This is a genomic window from Yaniella soli (assembly GCF_054782375.1).
On the sequence record NZ_BAAGSP010000006.1, the window covers coordinates 64,162 to 83,844 of the forward strand.

General features: G+C 57.6%; 19 protein-coding genes, 1 pseudogene and 1 riboswitch. Of the genes and pseudogenes, 11 read left to right on the forward strand and 9 right to left on the reverse strand.

Features of this window, described 5'->3' with window-relative positions; genetic code table 11:
- Positions 1-4: 4 nt before the first annotated feature.
- Positions 5-1,297, reverse strand: coding sequence for an isocitrate lyase (gene aceA, locus ACYVJT_RS04705; RefSeq protein WP_343956544.1), 1,293 nt, complete (start codon positions 1,295-1,297; stop codon positions 5-7).
- A 422-nt stretch (positions 1,298-1,719) separates the two neighbouring features.
- Between aceA and ACYVJT_RS04710 the strand changes: the two genes are divergently transcribed.
- The 3 genes from ACYVJT_RS04710 (at position 1,720) to ACYVJT_RS04720 (ending at position 4,750) form a co-directional block, all read left to right on the forward strand.
- Positions 1,720-3,219 carry a helix-turn-helix domain-containing protein gene (locus tag ACYVJT_RS04710; protein WP_343956545.1) on the forward strand — a complete coding sequence of 500 codons (1,500 nt, stop codon included), beginning with the start codon at positions 1,720-1,722 and terminating at the stop codon, positions 3,217-3,219.
- A 145-nt stretch (positions 3,220-3,364) separates the two neighbouring features.
- Complete coding sequence (locus tag ACYVJT_RS04715) at positions 3,365-3,886, forward strand: CarD family transcriptional regulator (RefSeq protein ID WP_343956546.1); 522 nt, start codon at positions 3,365-3,367, stop codon at positions 3,884-3,886.
- Between the two features lie 108 nt (positions 3,887-3,994).
- Positions 3,995-4,750 carry an SDR family NAD(P)-dependent oxidoreductase gene (locus ACYVJT_RS04720; RefSeq protein WP_343956547.1) on the forward strand — a complete coding sequence of 252 codons (756 nt, stop codon included), beginning with the start codon at positions 3,995-3,997 and terminating at the stop codon, positions 4,748-4,750.
- A 10-nt stretch (positions 4,751-4,760) separates the two neighbouring features.
- Here ACYVJT_RS04720 and ACYVJT_RS04725 read toward each other — a convergent pair.
- The 5 genes and pseudogenes from ACYVJT_RS04725 to ACYVJT_RS04745 form a co-directional block, all read right to left on the reverse strand.
- Positions 4,761-5,437, reverse strand: a pseudogene (locus ACYVJT_RS04725) (enolase C-terminal domain-like protein).
- 46 nt (positions 5,438-5,483) lie between these two features.
- Positions 5,484-5,768 carry an MDR/zinc-dependent alcohol dehydrogenase-like family protein gene (locus tag ACYVJT_RS04730; RefSeq protein ID WP_343956549.1) on the reverse strand — a complete coding sequence of 95 codons (285 nt, stop codon included), beginning with the start codon at positions 5,766-5,768 and terminating at the stop codon, positions 5,484-5,486.
- A 17-nt stretch (positions 5,769-5,785) separates the two neighbouring features.
- A complete protein-coding gene (locus tag ACYVJT_RS04735) occupies positions 5,786-6,061 on the reverse strand; it encodes a zinc-binding dehydrogenase (RefSeq protein ID WP_343956550.1) in 276 nt (91 codons plus the stop codon).
- The gene (locus ACYVJT_RS04740) at positions 6,052-6,582 is read right to left on the reverse strand and encodes an alcohol dehydrogenase catalytic domain-containing protein (RefSeq protein WP_343956551.1); all 531 of its coding nucleotides are present in this window, start codon (positions 6,580-6,582) and stop codon (positions 6,052-6,054) included. Before ACYVJT_RS04740 ends, ACYVJT_RS04735 begins: the two co-directional genes overlap by 10 nt.
- Positions 6,582-7,697 carry a YihY/virulence factor BrkB family protein gene (locus ACYVJT_RS04745; RefSeq protein ID WP_343956552.1) on the reverse strand — a complete coding sequence of 372 codons (1,116 nt, stop codon included), beginning with the start codon at positions 7,695-7,697 and terminating at the stop codon, positions 6,582-6,584. Before ACYVJT_RS04745 ends, ACYVJT_RS04740 begins: the two co-directional genes overlap by 1 nt.
- 215 nt (positions 7,698-7,912) lie before the next feature.
- On the opposite strand from ACYVJT_RS04745, the gene ACYVJT_RS04750 reads away from it, so the two are divergent.
- The 4 genes from ACYVJT_RS04750 to ACYVJT_RS04765 all read left to right on the forward strand — a co-directional run bounded on the left by ACYVJT_RS04750 (position 7,913) and on the right by ACYVJT_RS04765 (position 12,912).
- Positions 7,913-9,043: a thermonuclease family protein gene (locus tag ACYVJT_RS04750; RefSeq protein WP_343956553.1), complete on the forward strand. Its 1,131-nt coding sequence runs from the start codon at positions 7,913-7,915 to the stop codon at positions 9,041-9,043.
- Positions 9,044-9,187: 144 nt separating this feature from the next.
- Positions 9,188-10,465 carry an ATP-grasp domain-containing protein gene (locus ACYVJT_RS04755; protein WP_343956554.1) on the forward strand — a complete coding sequence of 426 codons (1,278 nt, stop codon included), beginning with the start codon at positions 9,188-9,190 and terminating at the stop codon, positions 10,463-10,465.
- An 8-nt stretch (positions 10,466-10,473) separates the two neighbouring features.
- Positions 10,474-12,510, forward strand: a complete 2,037-nt coding sequence (locus tag ACYVJT_RS04760) for a CocE/NonD family hydrolase (protein ID WP_343956555.1) — start codon at positions 10,474-10,476, stop codon at positions 12,508-12,510.
- A 12-nt stretch (positions 12,511-12,522) separates the two neighbouring features.
- The gene (locus ACYVJT_RS04765; RefSeq protein ID WP_343956556.1) at positions 12,523-12,912 is read left to right on the forward strand and encodes a VOC family protein; all 390 of its coding nucleotides are present in this window, start codon (positions 12,523-12,525) and stop codon (positions 12,910-12,912) included.
- A 32-nt stretch (positions 12,913-12,944) separates the two neighbouring features.
- On the opposite strand, the gene thiD is transcribed toward ACYVJT_RS04765, so the two are convergent.
- Both thiD and ACYVJT_RS04775 read right to left on the reverse strand, forming a co-directional pair.
- Positions 12,945-13,769, reverse strand: a complete 825-nt coding sequence (thiD, locus tag ACYVJT_RS04770) for a bifunctional hydroxymethylpyrimidine kinase/phosphomethylpyrimidine kinase (protein WP_343956557.1) — start codon at positions 13,767-13,769, stop codon at positions 12,945-12,947.
- A 55-nt stretch (positions 13,770-13,824) separates the two neighbouring features.
- Positions 13,825-14,304 carry a hypothetical protein gene (locus tag ACYVJT_RS04775; RefSeq protein ID WP_343956558.1) on the reverse strand — a complete coding sequence of 160 codons (480 nt, stop codon included), beginning with the start codon at positions 14,302-14,304 and terminating at the stop codon, positions 13,825-13,827.
- Positions 14,305-14,383: 79 nt separating this feature from the next.
- Here ACYVJT_RS04775 and ACYVJT_RS04780 point away from each other — a divergent pair, with 79 nt between their 5' ends.
- The 4 genes from ACYVJT_RS04780 to ACYVJT_RS04795 all read left to right on the forward strand — a co-directional run bounded on the left by ACYVJT_RS04780 (position 14,384) and on the right by ACYVJT_RS04795 (position 18,428).
- Complete coding sequence (locus ACYVJT_RS04780) at positions 14,384-15,622, forward strand: MFS transporter (RefSeq protein WP_343956559.1); 1,239 nt, start codon at positions 14,384-14,386, stop codon at positions 15,620-15,622.
- Between the two features lie 108 nt (positions 15,623-15,730).
- A complete protein-coding gene (locus ACYVJT_RS04785) occupies positions 15,731-16,426 on the forward strand; it encodes a queuosine precursor transporter (protein WP_343956560.1) in 696 nt (231 codons plus the stop codon).
- A 63-nt stretch (positions 16,427-16,489) separates the two neighbouring features.
- Positions 16,490-16,606: riboswitch (SAM riboswitch) on the forward strand.
- A gap of 51 nt (positions 16,607-16,657) precedes the next feature.
- Positions 16,658-17,932 carry an acyl-CoA dehydrogenase family protein gene (locus ACYVJT_RS04790; protein WP_343956561.1) on the forward strand — a complete coding sequence of 425 codons (1,275 nt, stop codon included), beginning with the start codon at positions 16,658-16,660 and terminating at the stop codon, positions 17,930-17,932.
- Positions 17,933-17,963: 31 nt separating this feature from the next.
- Positions 17,964-18,428, forward strand: a complete 465-nt coding sequence (locus ACYVJT_RS04795; protein WP_343956562.1) for an SRPBCC domain-containing protein — start codon at positions 17,964-17,966, stop codon at positions 18,426-18,428.
- Here the strand turns inward: ACYVJT_RS04795 and tgt are convergent, their stop codons facing one another.
- Positions 18,429-19,682: a tRNA guanosine(34) transglycosylase Tgt gene (gene tgt / locus ACYVJT_RS04800; protein WP_343956563.1), complete on the reverse strand. Its 1,254-nt coding sequence runs from the start codon at positions 19,680-19,682 to the stop codon at positions 18,429-18,431.
- Position 19,683 lies beyond the last annotated feature (1 nt).

Consider the following 19,683-nt stretch of genomic DNA (forward strand, 5'->3'; position numbering starts at 1 on the left):
CAGACTAGAACTGTTGGGATTCGGTCGAATCAGCCAACGCCGTGGTGGACGATTCTGGGTTGACGGTGGTGGAAATGAGGTCGAAGTAGCCGGTACCTACCTCACGCTGGTGACGGGTCGCGGTGAAACCATCTTTTTCAGCAGCAAACTCTGCCTGCTGCAGTTCGACGAATGCAGACATCTGACGTTCGGCGTAGCCTTTGGCCAGGTTAAACATTGAGTAGTTCAGCGAGTGGAAACCGGCCAGCGTGATGAACTGGAAGGTGTAACCCATGGATGCCAGTTCGCGCTGGAACTTGGCGATGGTGTCATCATCCAAGTTGGCTTTCCAGTTGAAGGATGGCGAGCAGTTGTAGGCCAGCATCTGGTCGGGGAACTCAGCCTTGACTGCTTCGGCGAATTGACGTGCAACATCCAGATCTGGAGTCGAGGTCTCCATCCACAGCAGATCCGAGTATGGGGCGTAGGCCTTGGCACGAGCAATCGATGGTTCCAGGCCGTTTTGGATGTAGTAGAAACCTTCGGACGAACGCTCCCCGGTGAGGAACTGGTGGTCGCGCTCATCGATATCGGATTGCAGCAGTGTCGCGGCCTCGGCGTCGGTCCGGGCCACAATGAGCGACGGGGTATCAGCAACGTCGGCCGCCAAGCGTGCCGCGTTGAGGGTTCGCACGTGATGGGAGGTCGGGATGAGCACCTTGCCGCCCAGGTGACCACATTTCTTTTCGGAGGCAACCTGATCTTCCCAGTGCACACCGGCCGCGCCGGACTCAATCATCGACTTCATGAGTTCATAGGCGTTGAGTGGTCCACCGAAGCCTGCTTCCGCATCAGCAACGATTGGCACCAGGTAATCTTCAACGCTCTGGGTACCTTCGGCCCATTCGATCTGATCGGCACGCATCAGCGCATTGTTGATCCGGCGAACAACCTGCGGCACCGAGTTGGCTGGGTACAGCGACTGGTCCGGGTACGTGTGACCGGCGAGGTTGGCATCCGCTGCAACCTGCCAACCGGAAAGATAGATCGCACGCAGCCCGGCTTTGACCTGCTGGACGGCCTGGCCACCGGTCATCGCGCCGAGGGCGTTGGTGAACTGACCGTTGGGATGTTCGGAGGTGAGCTGATTCCAGAGTTTTTCTGCACCGCGACGGGCCAGCGTGTGTTCTTCTTGCACACGACCACGTAGACGGACGACTTCCTCTGCGGTGAAGTCACGAGTGATGTTTGCCCAACGGGGGTTGGTGTTCCAATCCTGCTGAACTTGATCCGCAGCTGCCTGAATTGCCTGTTCCATGTTTCTCCCTAAATTCGCAGTTCGAATTGTGTGGTGCGATTGCCAACCTCTGTGAGCTGTGCAATCGGTGTAGGAACTACTCTGCCGTGCTGCGCAACCCAACAACAGAGGAATCAACGGAAAAGAATAGCGAAAATTTTCAGTGCAAAACTTTTTGGCATATTCTGGAGATCTGCATGATTTTCATCAGATATACCGTCACAGGGCGTGAAGATCGGACAATCTTTACAGCATAATTTCTAGTATATTAGCTTGTTTTGGGAACTTCGGGGTCGGTGCTGAAATATCGGGCCAAAAACACGCCGAAAAGTTTTCCAGAAATCTTCTTCGTCTATGTTCGAGCAGCCTCGTTTTTGGCGGCTACTGGAGGGGCGTATGCCGTGTTGTTGTGAAAATCTCCGATTGTTTACTATGCTGCTACTATGACTTCAGCCACAGATCCCGACGCGGGTACCAATCCAGAGTCATCAGAGGCGACAGTGCCAGACCGGATCGATCCGGTGATTTTGGGTCATCGTCTACGACACTTTCGAACAGAGGCAGCCATGACACTGGATGGCTTAGCGTCCAAGCTCGGCGCCACGGCGTCGCATCTATCAATGATTGAAAATGGCAAGCGCGAGCCAAGAGTCTCGTTACTGTCGCAGACCGCGGACCTTCTTGGCGTAGAAGTTGCCGATCTGCTGAACCCGGAGGCACCATCGGCGCGTGCCGCACTGGAAATTTCAGTGGAGAAAGCTCAGCGCGCCCCGCATTGGCAGGCCATGGGTCTGCCAAATATCCGGGTCTCGTCTGGTATGTCCACGCCGGTATTGGAGGTCATTGATGGTCTGACCCGTGAGCTGCGGCGCCAATATGCTGAACAGGCCGCCACGCCCGAAGAAGCGCGACGCGCCAATGTCGCGATGCGAAAGGAACAACGGGAACGCAACAACTACTATGCCGAACTTGAAACCCAGGCGTCTGAACTGCTCACCGCAGTCGGACATGATGAAGGCCCGCTGTCCTATCACGCCATCGCTGATATAGCCGACCATCTCAATTTTGAGCTGCGCTTCATTTCCTCGCTGCCACACTCCACGCGGTCTGTCACAGATCTCAAGAACCGCATCATTTTTCTGGCAGACTCCCGCAATCCGGACCACGATCCTCGTTCTGTTGCCCTGCAGGCATTGGTGTCGTACGTGCTCGGACATGGTGAGCCCGTGGATTATAAGGATTTCTTGCGGCAACGCGTGTCCACCAACTACATGACGGCTGCGTTGCTCATGCCGGAAAAGTCTTTGGTCAAACAGTTGCGGCGCCGTAAGAATGACCGTGACCTTGCGATTGAGGATATCCGAGATGCCTATTCGGTGTCCTATGAATCTGCAGCCCATCGATTTACCAACCTTGCTACACATCATCTCGACATCGAATGCCACTTCCAGAAAGTGCATGAATCTGGTGTCTTGCACAAGGCATATGAAAATGACGGGGTCAATTTTCCGGTGGATTCGATCGGTGCCATTGAAGGGCAAGCCGCCTGTCGGTATTGGACCTCGCGTGAAGTCTTTGGCACCAGCGACCGTTTCCGCCCGTTTAACCAGTACACCGACACCGTGGTCGGGACGTTCTGGTGCACCGCGGTGGTGGAACCCTCGCATTCCTCACTGTTTTCCCTGTCCGTGGGCATCCCATTTAATCAAGCACGCTGGTTTCGTGGGGCAGACACCGCCGAGCGGTCCCGATCGAACTGTCCGGACCCCACCTGCTGCCGCACACCCTCGGCTGAGTTAGAGGCGCAGTGGGGTGGATACGCGTGGCCGGCGGCTCGCACGAATGCGCATATGTTGGCAGCCATGCCGCCGGGGTCTTTTCCGGGTGTGGATGACGTCGCGGTGTATGAATTTTTAGCTGCGCAAGAACATCTGGGCCAATAAGCTTATTTTGATCCGGCTTGCGTTGCCGATTCGACATGCCGCTGTTACAGTGAGATCGCTAGACTGTTTGCGACAGCTGTGCCCATTTTCGTCTTGGACTCCTTGCAGCTTGTCGTTCCTGCCCAATGAAAGGTGCCCACCGCACATGCGTCTGACCCTTGGTAAATTCGTAGTTCACCCTCAGCACGGTCCTGCAGAGGTCGTTGAGCGCAAAACCAGGAAGGTCAAAGGTGAAGATGTCGAGTACGTAGTGCTTGAAGTAGAAGATCAGCGCCTACAGATCGCCGTTCCCGAAGACAGCCTGACAGAAATTGGTGTCCGTGACTTGGCCAGCCATACGCGGTTGCGCAAACTCATGTCGCTACTGGCCAAGACCGGTGACAAACTCGAAACACAGTGGTCGCGCCGTCTCAAAGCACTGCGCGAGAAGCTGGCAACCGGTGACCTCGACAATGTCGCAGAAGTCGCCCGCGACCTGTACCGTCGCCAGCAAGAAAAAGAACTTTCCATGGCTGAGCGCAACCTGTATCAGGAAGCCAAAGACATGGTGGTCGCTGAAGTCGCACTCGTCCTTGACGTCGACCACGAAGAAGCCGAAAAGACCATTGACGGCGCTATCGACGGTGTTCCCCTGACTCGCTTGGGCCTGGACCGCGGTAAAAAATAACTTTCCATAACGCATGCCGTCTCAAAGAATTCTTTGAGACGGCATTGTTGTACCATCTCATCGCGATTCTCCCGTGCTCAGGTAATCCAACATGGTGAAAGGGCAGGCATGCTGCTAGAGAACAAAACTGCTCTGGTCACCGGTGGCGGCCGCGGGATCGGGCGAGGCATTACCGAGCAATTCTTAGCCGAAGGTGCCAACGTCGTCGTCGTGCAACGTCGCAACCTCGACGAAGAGCTCGCCAATCATCCACGCGTGGCACACATCAGCGCAGATCTCGGTGACCTGAAACAGTTGCCCGCGGTGATCGAAGGCACGGTAACACACTTCGGCGGAGTCGATATTTTGGTCAATAACAGCGGCGTGATGTGGGAACGTAGCATCGCCGACATCACCCCGGATGAATGGGACCAAATGGCAAACGTCAATATGCGTGCCCCGGTCTTTCTCATTCAAGCCGCACTGCCGCACCTACAGCAGCACGGCGGCAGCATCATTAACATCGGCTCCATCGAAGGTATGGCCGCGAACCCAGAACACGTCCTGTATGTCACTTCGAAAGCCGGCATTCATGGAATGACCCGTGCACTCGCAGTGGACCTCGGTGAGCTTGGCGTCCGGTGTAACGCCATTGCGCCGGGGTGGATCAGCTCTGAACTCAGCGAGCAGTACATTGACTCGCTCTCGCCCGATGGTTCGGCACGTGATGATTTGAACCGCCTACACCCGGTCGGCCGGGTCGGCACGCCCGCGGATATCGGTGGCGCCGCAGTGTATCTGGCCAGTCAGCGTGCAAGTTTTGTGACCGGTCAGGTACTGGTTGTCGATGGTGGCCGGACCGCTCGGCTACCGATGCCGGTGTGAACTACGAAAGTTATTCGATGACTGCAATGGGCTCACCCAACACTGACTCATCGACAACGACCCCGAGCCCCGGCCCGTCGGGGAGTTGAATATAGCCGTCTACAACATCGACCGGGTTGGCCGGGTCATAATGAACATCATCCAAATATGGTGCGGCAATCCAGGTTCCCTCGTTAAGTTTGGGGTGCACAGTGGCCGATACATGGGTGCAGGCTGCTGCGATAATGTTGCCACCCCATGAATCGTCGCAGGTATGTGGTCGCGACCGTATCTGGCACATATCCCGCACTTGTGTCATGGGGCGAATCCCACCAATGCGTGTGATTTTCATACCGAACCCGTCGCACAGCTCCTGGCCGACCGCGTCCAGGGCAGTTGACAGGTTCTCGGTGGACTCTCCAGATATAACGGATGACGGAGGCGCTCGCGGACCGCTAGATTTTCTTGCAAGGTACTGCATGGTTGCTCTAAAACAAAGGGAACATCTCGGCATTCCCTACTGAGCCGCAGTACGCCCTGACCCGTCAAGCCCCGATTCCCATCCACGGCCAGACGTGCACGTTCTCCAATGTGTTCCCACACTGCTTTGACCGCCGCGATGTCATCTTCTACGGGACGCCCACCGGCTGTCAACAGCAAGCGGGAGTATCCTTTTGAGACCTTTTCGGCTGCCTGTGTGATACGCATAGCAGGCCATTACGGTCCGTTACGCCGTTATGGGATAGGCAATGTGCTACTGTTCCAATACTACCGGTGGCACAAGCACAAGTTTGCCGGGATAGGTTTTGTCGATGAAATCCTGTTGCGCCGCACGAATCTCTTTGAGCTCATACGTCTGCGAGACCAACGGAGCGATCTCATTGCGTTCCACATCCCCAATCAGATTGGTAAAGACCTCGTCTTCCTGGAACGTGCATGCCAGCAAGCTCAGATCCTGGAGATACACCGTGCGCAAATCGATCTGGGCCAGTGATCCACCGATTGCCGCGGCCACCGCATAGCGGCCACCGAGTTTCAAGGTTTTCAGGACATCGGCTACCCGTTGCCACCAACAATATCGAGTACGACGTCGACGGACCGCTCGCCGAGCACTTCGACGGGGTGTTCAGCGCGGTCGATGACCTGCGCGGCGCCTGCATCACGCACAGCTTGGGCCTTCGCGGGAGAGCTCACGCCGATGACTTCGGCACCGCGTCGGTGTGCCAGCTGGACGGCTGCCAGCCCGACCCCACCTGACGCACCAGTGATGAGTACGCGTTCCGCCCCAACGTCAGCACGATCCAGCATGTTCTCTGCTGTGGTTACGAGCACGGCACCGCAGCGAGTGCAGCATCTGACCAATCGGAGAGGACCGCGTGTGTTTCGGCAGATGCGATGGCCACAAACTGCGCGAATCCGCCGTCGCATTCGCTTCCCAACGTCCAGCTTTCATAGTGGCGCCGATCCACATAGTGGCGCAACATGTTCCGGACCATCACCCGCTCGCCGATACGGGAGGCATCCACCGCACTACCGACGGCAACAATGTGCCCCACAACGTCGGCGCCTTGAATGCGTGGAAATTTCAACGGGGTGCCAGACCAGCCAGCGTCATCGTTGGAGATCTCGCTGAAACCTTCAGCCCCACCGACATTGGTAGCCTCCTCGACGGTTTTCGAATACCAGCCCAATCGAGTATTGATATCGGTGTTGTTGACGGCTGCAGCATCGACCTGAATCAGGACTTCATCAGCGGCAGGTTGTGGGACGGAGACATCGGTTCGATACTCAAGCTTATCCAACCCGCCATGTCCGATCAGCAAGACGGCCGCCATTGTGTGCGGTAGAGCCATTACTCATCCTCTGTATCGTCGCCGACCACAGACAGGGAACGGCGTAGTACCGTACCGTCCTCCACGGTCGAGTTGTACTTCTCGACCTGTTTTTCAACGGTGGACACCGAACGCGGACGGATTTTCAGCTGTCCCTCGGCCGGGATACCGGCGACGAGCTGGCGTGCCCGGAGTATTTCGACATCGATTTCTGCGCCGAGGAACATCACGATGTTGAAGACCCACACCACAAACAGCACCGCCATCACGGTCCCGATCATGCCGTAGGACGAGTATGAAGCGAAGTAGGTTAGGTAGATGACCATGGCGACGCCGGCCACCAGAATCCCAATCACCGCGAAGATTGCACCGATCGAAAACAACCGGAAGCGGCGTTCTACGTTGCCGGTGAAATGATAGAGGACCCCAACCAATGTGACCACGAGGATAAGTACCACTGGGTATTTCACCCACGTCCACACAGGCAGGAAGGTATCCGTCATCGTCTCCAGGGCAGATTCAGCGCCGAGGGCCTGTGCAACCGGGGCGAACACCGCATTGATGATGGTGTCGTTCAGGGCCAGGGAGACCAGTGCAGCCACCACGATGATCACCACGGCTAACGTGATGATCAACATGGTGAGGTTAAAACGGACGGCTGAGCGGCCTTCAACCACGCCATAAATGTTGTTCATGTTGCGCGAGAACGCTTTGACATACGCCGATGCTGACCACAGGGCCACAACGGCACCGATGATCAGCGCGATCACGCCGCCCGATGCCGAATCTGTCATGGTGTTGAGCACGTCGGTGACGAGCGCCTGATACTCGGACGGAACAGCTTGAGAGACGAAATCTTCAACGAAGTTCTCTACCGTATCGGCAGCGGAGGCTAACACGAGGGTGAGTACCGAGAACACGGCCAACAGTGTCGGTGCTAGTGACAGCACCGCGAAGTACGTCAGGATGGCAGCACGGTCTGTTCCCTTATCGATCAGGAACTTTTGGATGGCGCGCTTTAGCGCGTATCCCATGGCGGAAGCCGGGAGGCGTTGGGCCGGCTTGCGGTCCGTGGGATCGTTCAGTGCACGCTGTTCTGCGGCGATCGTGCGTTCCATATTGTGTTGATTTGTCACGGCGAGCTGCTTTCTCCCAACGGAAAGTTGACTGGTTCCAGTGTAGAAACATGACAACGCCTTGTCAGCTCTCACTGTGCGTCAGACCGAAGTATTTCCAGCTGGCTCACGGAGACCTGTGGTGAAATAGGTCAGAATTGACGTCCACTGTAGAATCTGTTTGAGTCAGCTGTCTGCTGGTATCCACATATGTCCGATAAGTAGCAAGAAAAGTTATGCCAAAATCGTCCACTCGGCGCAATAGCCGCCTGACCACACCGGTGATGATCACCTTCGTCGTCGTTGCAGTCGTTATGCTTGCCTTGACCGTGACTTCGGTGGTCAAAGCTATGACCCGCGGTGATGATCCTGTGGTCGTCAACGCTGTCTTGACCGGCCAGTCCATGGAGGTCAATCGCACGACCGGGCTGGACGTGATTCGTTTCCAAAGCGTGCGCGCCCCGTTGCCAACGGAAGAAGATGTGCCAGACACACTTGATACCTGCATGGCGGGCGAGGCTCGCGAGCATCTCGCCAGTCTTGCTGGTGAAGGTACCTCGCTGGATGTCGAAATCGAAGCCTACGCGAATGCGCCAAATGGTGAACTTTGGGCAGATATTTATCATAACGGCGAAGATCTCGCGCTGGAAATGGTCGAAGCCGGGTATGCAGTCGTTGATCCAGCCTCGGTCGACGACCAACAGACACTGGACGCCTTGAACGCAGCGCAGGAACAAGCACGCCAGGACGAGCGTGGCATCTTCTCCAAAGATGCCGAATGCACTCTGCCGTCCTATGTTGACCCGATGATTGCGGGTCTCAATGATCTGCCACCTTCGCCGCCAGCCAATGATGTCACCGAGCTGACCAAATACATCGGTGAAATGAACTCGATCCGATCAGACGCTCAGCAGGCCGTCGCGGTGCTCACAGCCATTCCCGATACTTCAAACGACGACTCCGTGGCCGCATTGGCCTGGGGTGACGCCAAAGAAGAATACATCTCCACCCTCGAAACCCACCTGGAAGAAATTCGCGGACTTATCGAGGATGCCCAGGACAACCGCGCGGATCTGCGCGATACGAATCAAGCCTCACAGTCCAGCTCACGTCAGGCCCAGCCGGAACCGGAACCATCCGCTGACGAACAGCCGACAAATGAGCCTGCACAACAGCAGTCGGACGACGAGCAGCCTCAACAGCAGCCGACCCAACAACAGGCTGCAGCAGAACCCGAACAAGAGCAGTCACCTGCTTCGCAGGAGCCTGTCGAGGCAGACGCCCAGCCGCAGGATAACCAGGACCCGCCTGAACTTGGCAGTTCGAATAGCAGCAATAGGGGCCAGACGGGACAAGGCGAGTCCTAACATCATCGATGTTGTAGTACGCGAGTCCACGATGCTGTGGCACGGGTGCGGAAGTGGAATCTTCTGACGGATGATTCTGTGTGTTAGATTGGCGCCGATGCGGCCTCTTGGGTGAATAGCTCACCGCAATAGGAGGAAAGCCCAATGACACAGAATATTTTTGTTCTCGGTTTAGACGAACTCGGCCACGAAGAACTGGCCAACCTGCCCGATGCCGAGCAGTATACATTCCACGGCCTCCTGACGATCGATGAGCTCCAAGGCGGACTCATCTCATTTTCTGACTTATACGGCCAAGCCGTGGAACAACTCGAGCGTTTCGAGGGTTCCATCGATGCCATCGTGGGCTACTGGGACTTCCCGGTGAGCATGTTGTTACCGCCGCTCTGCGAAAAATATGGGTTACGCTCCAAAAACCTTGAGGCCGTCGTCAAATGTGAACACAAATACTGGAGCCGACTCGAACAACAAAAAGTAATCACCGAGTACCCGGGATTCGACCTGATCGATGTTGACGACCCACAAGCCCGTCTGCCTGACCACATGTCATATCCAGCATGGGTGAAGCCCATTAAATCCTTCTCTTCTGAGGGAGCACACCGTGTTGCAAACGACCAAGAACTCAAAGACGCCCTGGCCGAAGAACGTGCTGCTGCCGAACGCGTCGGCACCGCATTCGATGAAGTGCTCGAGCAGCTCGAACTGCCCGCCGAGATCGCAGAGGTGTCCGGCGGCGCATACATGGTGGAAGAAGCTGCCAGTGGCAAGCAATACACGGTGGAAGGGTATAGCTGGGGCGACCAAGTCGAAATTATCGGTGTGATTGATGCGCCGACTTATGAACACTCCTCGAGCTTCCTGCAATACCTCTACCCCTCGGCACTGCCAGACGACGTGCAAACACGGATGACAGACGTCACCCGACGCATCATTGCATCGATCGGTCTGACAGACAGTACGTTCAATGTCGAATACTTCTGGGACGAACCGACACAACGGTTGAACTTACTCGAGATTAACACCCGGCATTCCCAATCACACGCCCCACTGTTTCACAGTGTGGACGGTGTGACCAACCACGCGCCAATGGTCGATCTGGCCCTTGGAAACAAGCCACACATGCCCACCGGCGAAGGCGAATACCCGATGGCCGCCAAATGGTTCTGGCGACGGTTCTCCGACGGTGACGTCCAAAGAGTCCCGACCGACGAAGAGGTCGCGACCATTGAAGCGCAGCACCCGGGCGTCATCGTTGAAATCGCAGCACAAGAAGGCACCCGACTCTCTGACGCCGACAGCGAGGACAGTTACAGTTTTAGTCTCGCCGAGATCTTCACCGCCGGTGCGAACGAAGACGAACTGCGACACCTCTATGACCAGTGTCGCGAAGCCCTCATATTTGAAATCGATGAAGTTGAATAAGGAGCCTCATGCGCACCGTCACTTCCTTGCCGTATCCCGTCGAGGAAACGGAACACCTTTGGATTCCAATGTCCGATGGCACCCGATTGGCCGCGCGACTCTGGAAACCCGTATCAGCACAAGACGATCCAGTGCCGGGTGTACTGGAGATGATCCCGTATCGCAAACGGGACCTGACTGCCAAGCGCGATTCGATTCACCATCCGTACATGGCTGGCCACGGTTACGCCTGCTTGCGTGTTGATCTGCGCGGCTGCGGCGACTCCGAAGGCGTGCTGACCGACGAATACCTGCCCCAAGAACTCGACGACGTCGAAGAGGTGCTCGCCTGGATGCACGACCAGCCCTGGTGTACTGGTCGATCCGGCATCATGGGTATCTCCTGGGGCGGGTTCAACGGTCTCCAGGTGGCTGCACGACAGCCCAAAGGTTTAGACGCGGTCGTCACCGTGTGCTCGACCGATGATCGTTATACCGATGATGTGCACTACATGGGCGGACTGATGTTGACCGACAACCTGTCCTGGGCTTCAACCATGTTCTCCTATAATTCGAATCCGCCAGACCCTGCGATCGTGGGGGACCGGTGGCGTGAGATGTGGCAAGACCGCATTGAAAACAGTGGGCTGTGGTTAGAGAAATGGTTGCAGCACCAGCGCAAAGATGACTACTGGCGCCACGGCTCAATCAATGAGGACTACTCCGACGTGCAGGTCCCCGTCTTTGCGGCCAGCGGTTGGGCCGACGGCTACTCCAATGCGGTCTTCCGGCTGCTGGCGGGACTCGACACCCCAACCCGCGGTCTGATCGGACCCTGGAGCCACAAATACCCGCATCTGGGTCAACCCGGTCCGGCCATAGGATTCTTACAAGAAGTCGTGGCCTGGTGGGATCATTGGCTCAAAGATGACAAAGACAATGGCGCGATGGATGGCCCTGAGCTCGCGATCTGGATGCAAGACACCGTTGCCCCCGCGACCACGTACGAGCAACGCCCGGGACGGTGGGTCGGTGAGCGCAGTTGGCCCAGTCCGCGGATTGACTACACCCGTTATCCGCTGGGTCGGCACCGAATCCTGCGTCCAGAAACCACCCAGGATGACGTCCCCGCGTCACCTGAACTTACGGTCGAGTCCCCGTTGTCCGTTGGGAAGTTTGGTGGCAAATGGTGTTCATATAACGCACCACCGGATATGCCCTACGACCAGCGTGAGGAAGACGGCGGGTCGATGATCTTTGACAGTGAGCCACTACCTGAGCGGCTTGAACTGTTGGGGTCGCCCGAGGTGGAGCTGTCGATTTCGGCCGATCAACCCGTAGCTATGGTCGCCGTTCGCCTTTCCGATGTTGCCCCAGATGACTCTGCCACACGCGTCAGCTACGGGGTACTGAATCTGAATCACTATGCGGGGTCCGATAACCCGCAGCCCCTAGAACCCGGTGCAGCGCAGCAGTTTAGAGTCCAGCTCAACGGGCTGGCACAGTCCTTTCCGGCGGGCCATCGTGTCAGGATTGCGGTGTCAACGTCATACTGGCCGGTGGTGTGGCCGTCCCCGGAGCCGGTGCGACTCACCATCGACCCAAATGAAAGCGCATTGGTTTTGCCCGTGCGCCCAATGGAGGCCGATGATGAACTGACCCCGGTGTTCGGTGAACCAGAAGGTTCCCCGCCGTTGGAGACCACCCAGATCGAACCCGATGAACACGATTGGACCGTCAGTCGCAATCTGGTGGATCTGACCGGAAAACTTGAAGTTGTCAAAGATCTCGGGGTGGTTCGGTTCGAAGACATTGACTTGGATGTCACCCGTCGCGCGGTCGAGCGCTATACGTTTGCCGATACCGATGTGAACTCGGTGCGCGGTGAAACCGAGTGGACCATGGGCTTCAGGCGAGGTGACTGGGACGCGCGCACCTACACCAAGACCGTGTTGACATCGAGCCCCGAATCATTCCACATTTACGCTGAGTTGGACGCATATGAAGGCGAAATTCGGGTCGCGTCAAAGACCTGGAACACCAGGGTGCCCCGCGACTTTATCTAATAAGGAGCCCCTATGGAGATTTTGAGTAGCCGCATCTTGCTGCGACCACAAGACCCGGCCCGTACCCAGGCGTTCTATCGAGATACCCTCGGTCTGGCCATCCACCGTGAATTTGGCCCGCCCGACAGTCCGGGCATGGTCTTCTTCTGCGGCAATGGGTTGCTCGAAGTCTCGGGGCACGCCGCCAGCAACGCTGGCCCAGCCCACATGTCGTTGTGGATGCAGGTGAGGGATGTCGCTGCCGAATATCAGCGACTTGACGCCGCTGGTGTGACGACGTTGCGGGAGCCGCGCACCGAATTTTGGGGACTCATGGAAGCCTGGATTGCCGACCCCGATGGCATCGAGATCGTGCTCGTCCAGATTCCACAGGACCACCCGCTGCGTCGTGACCAGCGCTGACGTCTGTTGTGTCGCAGCGACCCGTACGGGATCTACTGCGTCCTGCGCAGTCCACCCTGCCACATGATGTCATACGGCGTCGCAGCTTCGACGCGCTGCGTGATCCCGGCGGTCACAAAATCTTTGGCACGTTCCGCGGCTTCCAGCGCGGTGCGACCCTTGGCCAATTCAGCGGTCACGGCCGCGGCCAATGAGCAGCCAGCGCCGGAGACGGCGTGATTGCCAATCTTGGGTACACTGAGCACCTCGAGATGTGAGCCGTCATAGAACACATCCACGGCTTCGGGGCCATCGAGACGAATACCGCCTTTGGCCAACACCGCGGTCCCGGCTGTGTCATAAATCTTGCGGGCGGCATCCTTGAGTTCATCGAGATTGGTGATGCTCATGCCGGAAAGCTGCTCGGCCTCAAAATGGTTTGGCGTCGTCACCGTGGCAAGCGGTAGCAGCTTGGACTTGAGCGCTTCGTCGGTGTCTTGCGCTGCGCCAGGCTCTTGGCCCTTACAGATCAGCACCGGATCCAGCACAATATTCTGCCACTGTTGGGATTGCAGGGCGTTAGCAACGACCTCGATGGTCTCGACCGAGCCCATCATGCCCAGTTTGACGGTGTCGAGTTGACCGGTGAAGTTCGCCTGAATGGCCTCCAGCTGGTTTTCGAGCACATCCGGCGCCACGCGGGTCAGACGGTGGTTCCAATCATCGTTCGGGTCAAACGCGACAATGCAGGTCAAGGCGGCAGCACCATAGGTGCCGAGTTCTTGGAAGGTTCGCAGGTCGGCTTGCGCGCCGGCGCCACCGGTGGCTTCGGACCCGGCGATGGTCAGGGTTACTGCTGGTGAATGAATGCTATACATGCACCCATCATATATGGCCTAGGCCAATGTTCGCATGTCGTGATGTCACAAGTCGTCAGACATTCTCATCGATCGTATCCGGTTCGATCACGTGGACAAATGAGGTTGCCGCCCAACGCCCAAGGGCCATCAAAATTGCAGCGGGGAAACCGATGATCGGAATCAACAGCGGGATGAGTCCTTCGCCGCCGCTCGTCAGGACGGTCAGACCATAGAGCATCCCGATGATGGCGTAGGCCAGGATGTGGATTGATTGGTTCAACTGATGCCGCAGCAGCCAGTTCGTCAGCAGTGCCAACGGTAAACCGAGCACGAGACCGGACAGACCCACCAACGTCAACAATGGCGTGAGGTCACCCACCGTGTCCGCCAGCGGCATGAGGTTGAGAATCACCACGATGCCGGCCATCAAAATGTTGGGCACCAACCAGGCCAATAGGAAACCGTAGATCGACATCGACAGCCGAGTCTTGGGGTCGGTGTTTTTGCGCCGCTTCGGTGCGGAATCGTATTTCTCTGGGACAGGTGTGGTCACAATGGGGCCTTCAATCGAATGCTTCAGGTTTGGTCTTAGTCTAGTGTTTTTTCGCACAGCCCGAGTAGGCTTTGTGGTTATGGCAACAACGGCGGTGGGTGCACGGGCATGGCCCGTGGTGGTGGTGACGGGAATTCTCGCAGCCATGCACGTCTGGAAACTTCCCTCTGCCCTGGAATTTATTCGAGCCGACCTCGGCATCAGCCTGGTTGCCTCCGGCGCGCTGGTCGGCGTGGTGCAGATGGCCGGTGGGCTCGGCGGCCTAGCCGCTTCGGTTGTGGCAGAACGTATCGGGGCCAAATATACGGTGGTCGTCGGCATGCTCTGTGCGGGCCTCGCATCGGTTGCGGGCGGTTTCGCAGTCAATGCTGGATGGTTGATGACGACGCGCGCCATCGAGGGCGTGGGCTTTATTCTCGTCACGGTCGCCGCTCCTGCGATGGTGCGTGCGCTGGCCCCGTCCGACAAAGTCAATGCCGCGATGGGCTGGTGGGGCGGCTTTCAAGGCACCGCACTCTTTCTCGGCGTTGGCATCTCTGCGGTATTACTCAACGCCACTGATATCACCTGGCATACGTGGTGGTTCATCATGGGCGGGGTGACACTCGCCTTCATCCCGGTTGTGCTGCGCAACGTACCCGCCGATGCACCAGGCGTCGTCAACATGACCCGCATCAAACGCGTCATTATCTCGTCGGTTCGTACCCCGTTGCCGTGGGCGCTGGGGATCATCTTTGCGTCCTACACCCTGCAATGGGGTGCGGTGCTGAGTTTTCTCCCCACAATTTTCGGCGAGGTAACCTTGGCCTCCGCGATCGATGTGGCCATCATCATCGGTATCGCAACCGCGATTGTCGGTGGGCTCAATGGGATCGCGAACGTCGTGACCGGTCTGCTGCTGCAACGCGGCCATCCACCGCGCCGACTGCTGGTCATCGGGTTGGCCACGATGGCCATCACCTCCACGGTGGTGTTCGCCCCAGATTGGAGCACCGTGCCAGGCAACATCGTGTGGGCACTACTGGCCGCAGGTGTGTTCTCTTTTGCTGGCGCCCTGGTCCCGACGACCGTGACGCGACAAGCCGTCGACATTGCGCCACCGGGTGGCTCACCGGCCGCAGTCATCGGGCTGATCACCCAAATGTTCAACCTCGCGAACTTTTTCGGGCCCGTTGTGCTGTCGGCCATTGCTTCGGCGGCCGATGGTTGGCACCTTTCCTGGACCATGACCGTCACGGCTTCGGTCATCGGCATGGCCATGACCCTGGTCTTTGTGCCCCGCGGCGTCGACCCATTCAAAACCAACGGCCAGTCTTGATTACAATATCCATGAACCATTTCAACGCCAGCTGGGGCAGCAGCTGAGGACGGGGCCGTCGAGGCCGTGACACCGTCGCGAGACAACGTTTGTACGAAGGACGATTTCGTGACTGAAACAACCCATGCCAACCAGCCGAGTGGCAACTATGCCCCGGTTGGCACCCACATTTACCCGGTCCTGTTTGCCATCATGGCCGTGGTGCTGATCCTGTCAAACATCGGTGCTGCCAAAGGGGTCCAGTTCGGGCCGCTTTTGACCGACGGCGGCTTCTTCCTCTTTCCAGTGGCCTACATCGTCGGCGACATCATCTCCGAGGTCTACGGGTTCAAAGCCTCCCGCAGGGTCATCTACTCGACCTTCATACTGTCTGCGTTCGCCTCGCTGACCTACTGGATCATTATCGTCTTGCCGCCGGCCGAATTTTACGATGGTCAAGAGGCTCTGGTCAGGACGCTCGGGCCGGTCCCGCTGATCGTATTGGCCTCCCTGGTCGGTTTTCTCATGGGCCAACTGTCGAACGCGTGGATTATGGTGGCGATGAAACGCCGCAGCGGAGAACGGTATCTCTTTGGGCGCATCGCCGTGTCCACCCTGGTCGGAGAACTCTTAGACACCATCGCGTTTTCGGCCATCGCTGCAACGGTGATCGGCATCGAAACCTTTGGCCAATACCTCGTCTTCGTGCTGATCGGGTGGGTTTGGAAATTCATGGTCGAAATCGTGCTGGCCCCCGTCACCATGTGGATTATCCGCAAAATCAAAACCGCCGAGCCCAATTATGGTGTGCTCACCGATGCCTAATACTACGTAATATGTCATGTCACTTTGCCGAGGCGTCGCGAATGTGGTTAGCTAAGTCACCAGAATCACGAGTGCTGATCTTCTAAGCCCTGGCTGATCAGCCAGCAACCCTCTTGCCTATAGTGGGGTGCTCCAGGTGATGATTCGGCTGAGTCCAACCGTTCTCAGCAAGTATGGCGCCGCACGTGGACGACGTTCTGCCGACGCCACGATCATCTGTAGGAGTCTGACATGACACAGACCGTTGCTACACCCGTCGTCAACAGTACCGACGCGACCATCGCCGAACTCTGGGAGCAGCTGGACCCGGTATTCGATGACATTCTGGCCTCCGCACCAACCCGCGATGCCGCCGGCGGCATCGATACGGCACCGGTTGAAAAGCTTCGCGCAGCCGGCTTTACGCGGTTACGCGTCCCGCAAGCCTATGGCGGGTACGGTCTGTCGCTGCCGCAAGCCTATACATTCTTCGTCGCGCTCGCCGCCGCCGATTCCAACCTTGCCCAAGCCCTCCGTGCGCACTGGAGTTTCGTTGAGGACGTCTTGAGCCGCACCGATGAACACGCAGCGTTCATCCACCGGTGGCTCACCCGATTGGGTGCCGGTGACATCATTGGCAACGCCATTACCGAACGCGGCAACGCACACGGTACCACCGCAACGCGACTGACACATCATGACGGTCAGTGGAAACTCGATGGCACCAAATACTATTCGACCGGCACCGGGTATGCGGATTGGATTGCTGTGGCAGCCACCGGAGACGACGACGAGCCGGTTTCATTGGCCCTGCCTGCCGATGCCTCCGGGGTGCACATCGTTGATGACTGGGATGGTTTCGGGCAGCGGCTCACCGCCTCGGGGACGACTACGTTCAGCGACGTAACCGTTGATGCAACAGAGATTTTCCCGGCCGGTCTCGGGCTGGAATCGGGGGATCGCACGGCCTATGGTCAGGCCGCCTGGCAAACCGTGCATCTGGCCACCCTGGTCGGCATCGCCAAAGCTGTGCTGCGCGACGGTACCGCCTACGTCCAGAGCCGGACTCGCACGTTCAGCCACGGTGCAGCGGGTACAGTGCGTTATGATCCGCAAGTGCTGCAGTTACTGGGCGAGCTCAGTGCGCAGGTCGCTGGAATCGAAACCATCTTCCACGCGATTCCACCGGTGCTAGCCGAACACTTTGCTGCCGATGCCGCCGGTGACCAGGTACCCGAAGCTGCCATCGATGAGTTGTATGCGCAGGTGTATCAGGCCCAACAGGTCATCGCCCCGGTCACGCTCGAAGTGGCAACCAAGATTTTTGAAGTTGGTGGCGCGTCCGCAACATCGCAGGCCCGGGCTTTCGACCGCCACTGGCGCAACGCCCGGGTGCTGGCCAGCCACAACCCGCTGATCTATCGGGCGCGCATTCTCGGCGACTACCTGGTCAATGGTGTTTCACCGGAACGAAAATACACGGTGGGCCAAGCAGAGTCCTCACGTCCTGGGTCGGGATCCTCTTGACTTCCTGCATGGCCAGGGCCATTCTGTAGCAATGGATGCAGTCTCGCAAAGGTCAACACTTGTCCACGACACCGTTCGCCTCGAACAACTGGTCGTGGCACCCCTGTCGGCGGTCTGGCAGGCCTATGCTGAGACGGCCGTGCGAAGCCAGTGGTCCGTGCCCGCGGGCCAATCCATGGTCTTTGACGCAGACGACTTCCACGCGGGAGGGCGTGCCCGTTATCGCTGTGGTACGCCCGGATCGATGGAGTTTCATGGCGTCATCGAGTATCACTTCATCGAGCCCGAAGACACGATCGTGTATACCGAAACGGTTCGCATCGGTGAACAACTCTTGGCTAGCAGTCTGGTCTCCTGGGAATTCATCCAGGAAGTCGACGGTATCTGTGTGGTCGTCACGGATCAGACCACGTCATATGTGGGACGAGAAATGATTGACGACAGTCGCAACGGCCACACCATCGCCCTCGAGCAGCTCGTGAGTTTCCTCGAGTAGTTATTTCGAGTAATACCGGCCCAACATGTGGTCTTTGAATTCGTAGAAGTCGCCGTCGATGATGGTTTGCCGGATGGTGTCCACCAGCCGGATGGTAAAACGCAGATTGTGAATTGACAGCAGCGTGCCCGACAGAATTTCGTCACCCTTGATCAGGTGCCGAATATACGCCTTCGAGTAGTGCTGGCACGTGTAGCAATCGCAGCCTTCCTGCAGCGGCGACAGGTCACGAGCAAACTGTGCCCGCGGTAAGTTGATGCGTCCGTGGTCGGTATAAAATGCGCCGGTTCGCGCCACACGGGTTGGGGAGACGGCATCAAACGTATCGGCACCAGCCTCAACTGCCGCAAAGAGGTCATCGGGTTCTGAAATCCCTAGTAAGTGCCGGGGTTTGTCTTCCGGGAGTTCCTCAGCACACCAGCCCACGATGGTCCCGAGGTTTTCTTTTTCGAATGCCCCACCGAGTCCGTAGCCGTCAAAACCTGCCTCGGTGCCGTCGAAATCGGTGCGCATCGCACTGAGATCTTGGCAGGCTTTGCGACGCAGATCCTCGTACTGGGCGCCCTGAATGACGCCGTAAAGCGCCTGATATGGACGATCAGCACGCCTCTGGGTGAGGTTTGCGTGCTCATTGAGACTGCGCTGTGCCCACCCGCGGGTGCGCTCCAACGATTCGACCTGATACCCGCGCGAATTATGCAACGTGGTCAACTCGTCAAATGCCATCATCACGTCAGCCCCGAGCTGATGCTGAATGTTCATCGAAATTTCGGGAGTGAACCGGTGCCGGTCACCGTTGATGTGCGACGTGAACCAGACCCCGTCATGATCTACATTGGCCAGACGCTCTTTGCCCGGCGCCACCGCGTCATCGGAGCCCACTTTGCCTTGAGCCTCAGGGCCGGTCATATCGATGACCTTTTTGAACCCGGAACCCAGCGACATGACTTGAAAACCGCCCGAGTCGGTGAAGGTTGGTCCAGGCCAATTCATGAATGTACTTAAGCCGCCGTGCAGATCCAACAGTTCTGGGCCGGGTTGTAAATACAAATGATAAGCATTCGACAACACGGCTTGGGCACCTAAGTCTTTGACGACTTCCGGTAGTACCGCCTTGACGGTGGCTTTGGTTCCCACTGGAATATACGCTGGGGTTTGAATATCGCCGTGCGGAGTATGAATCGTACCGGTGCGGCCGTGCGCACCGTCAAGACGCGTGCCGAGGCGAAAAGAAAAGTCACTGGGTTTTGGCATG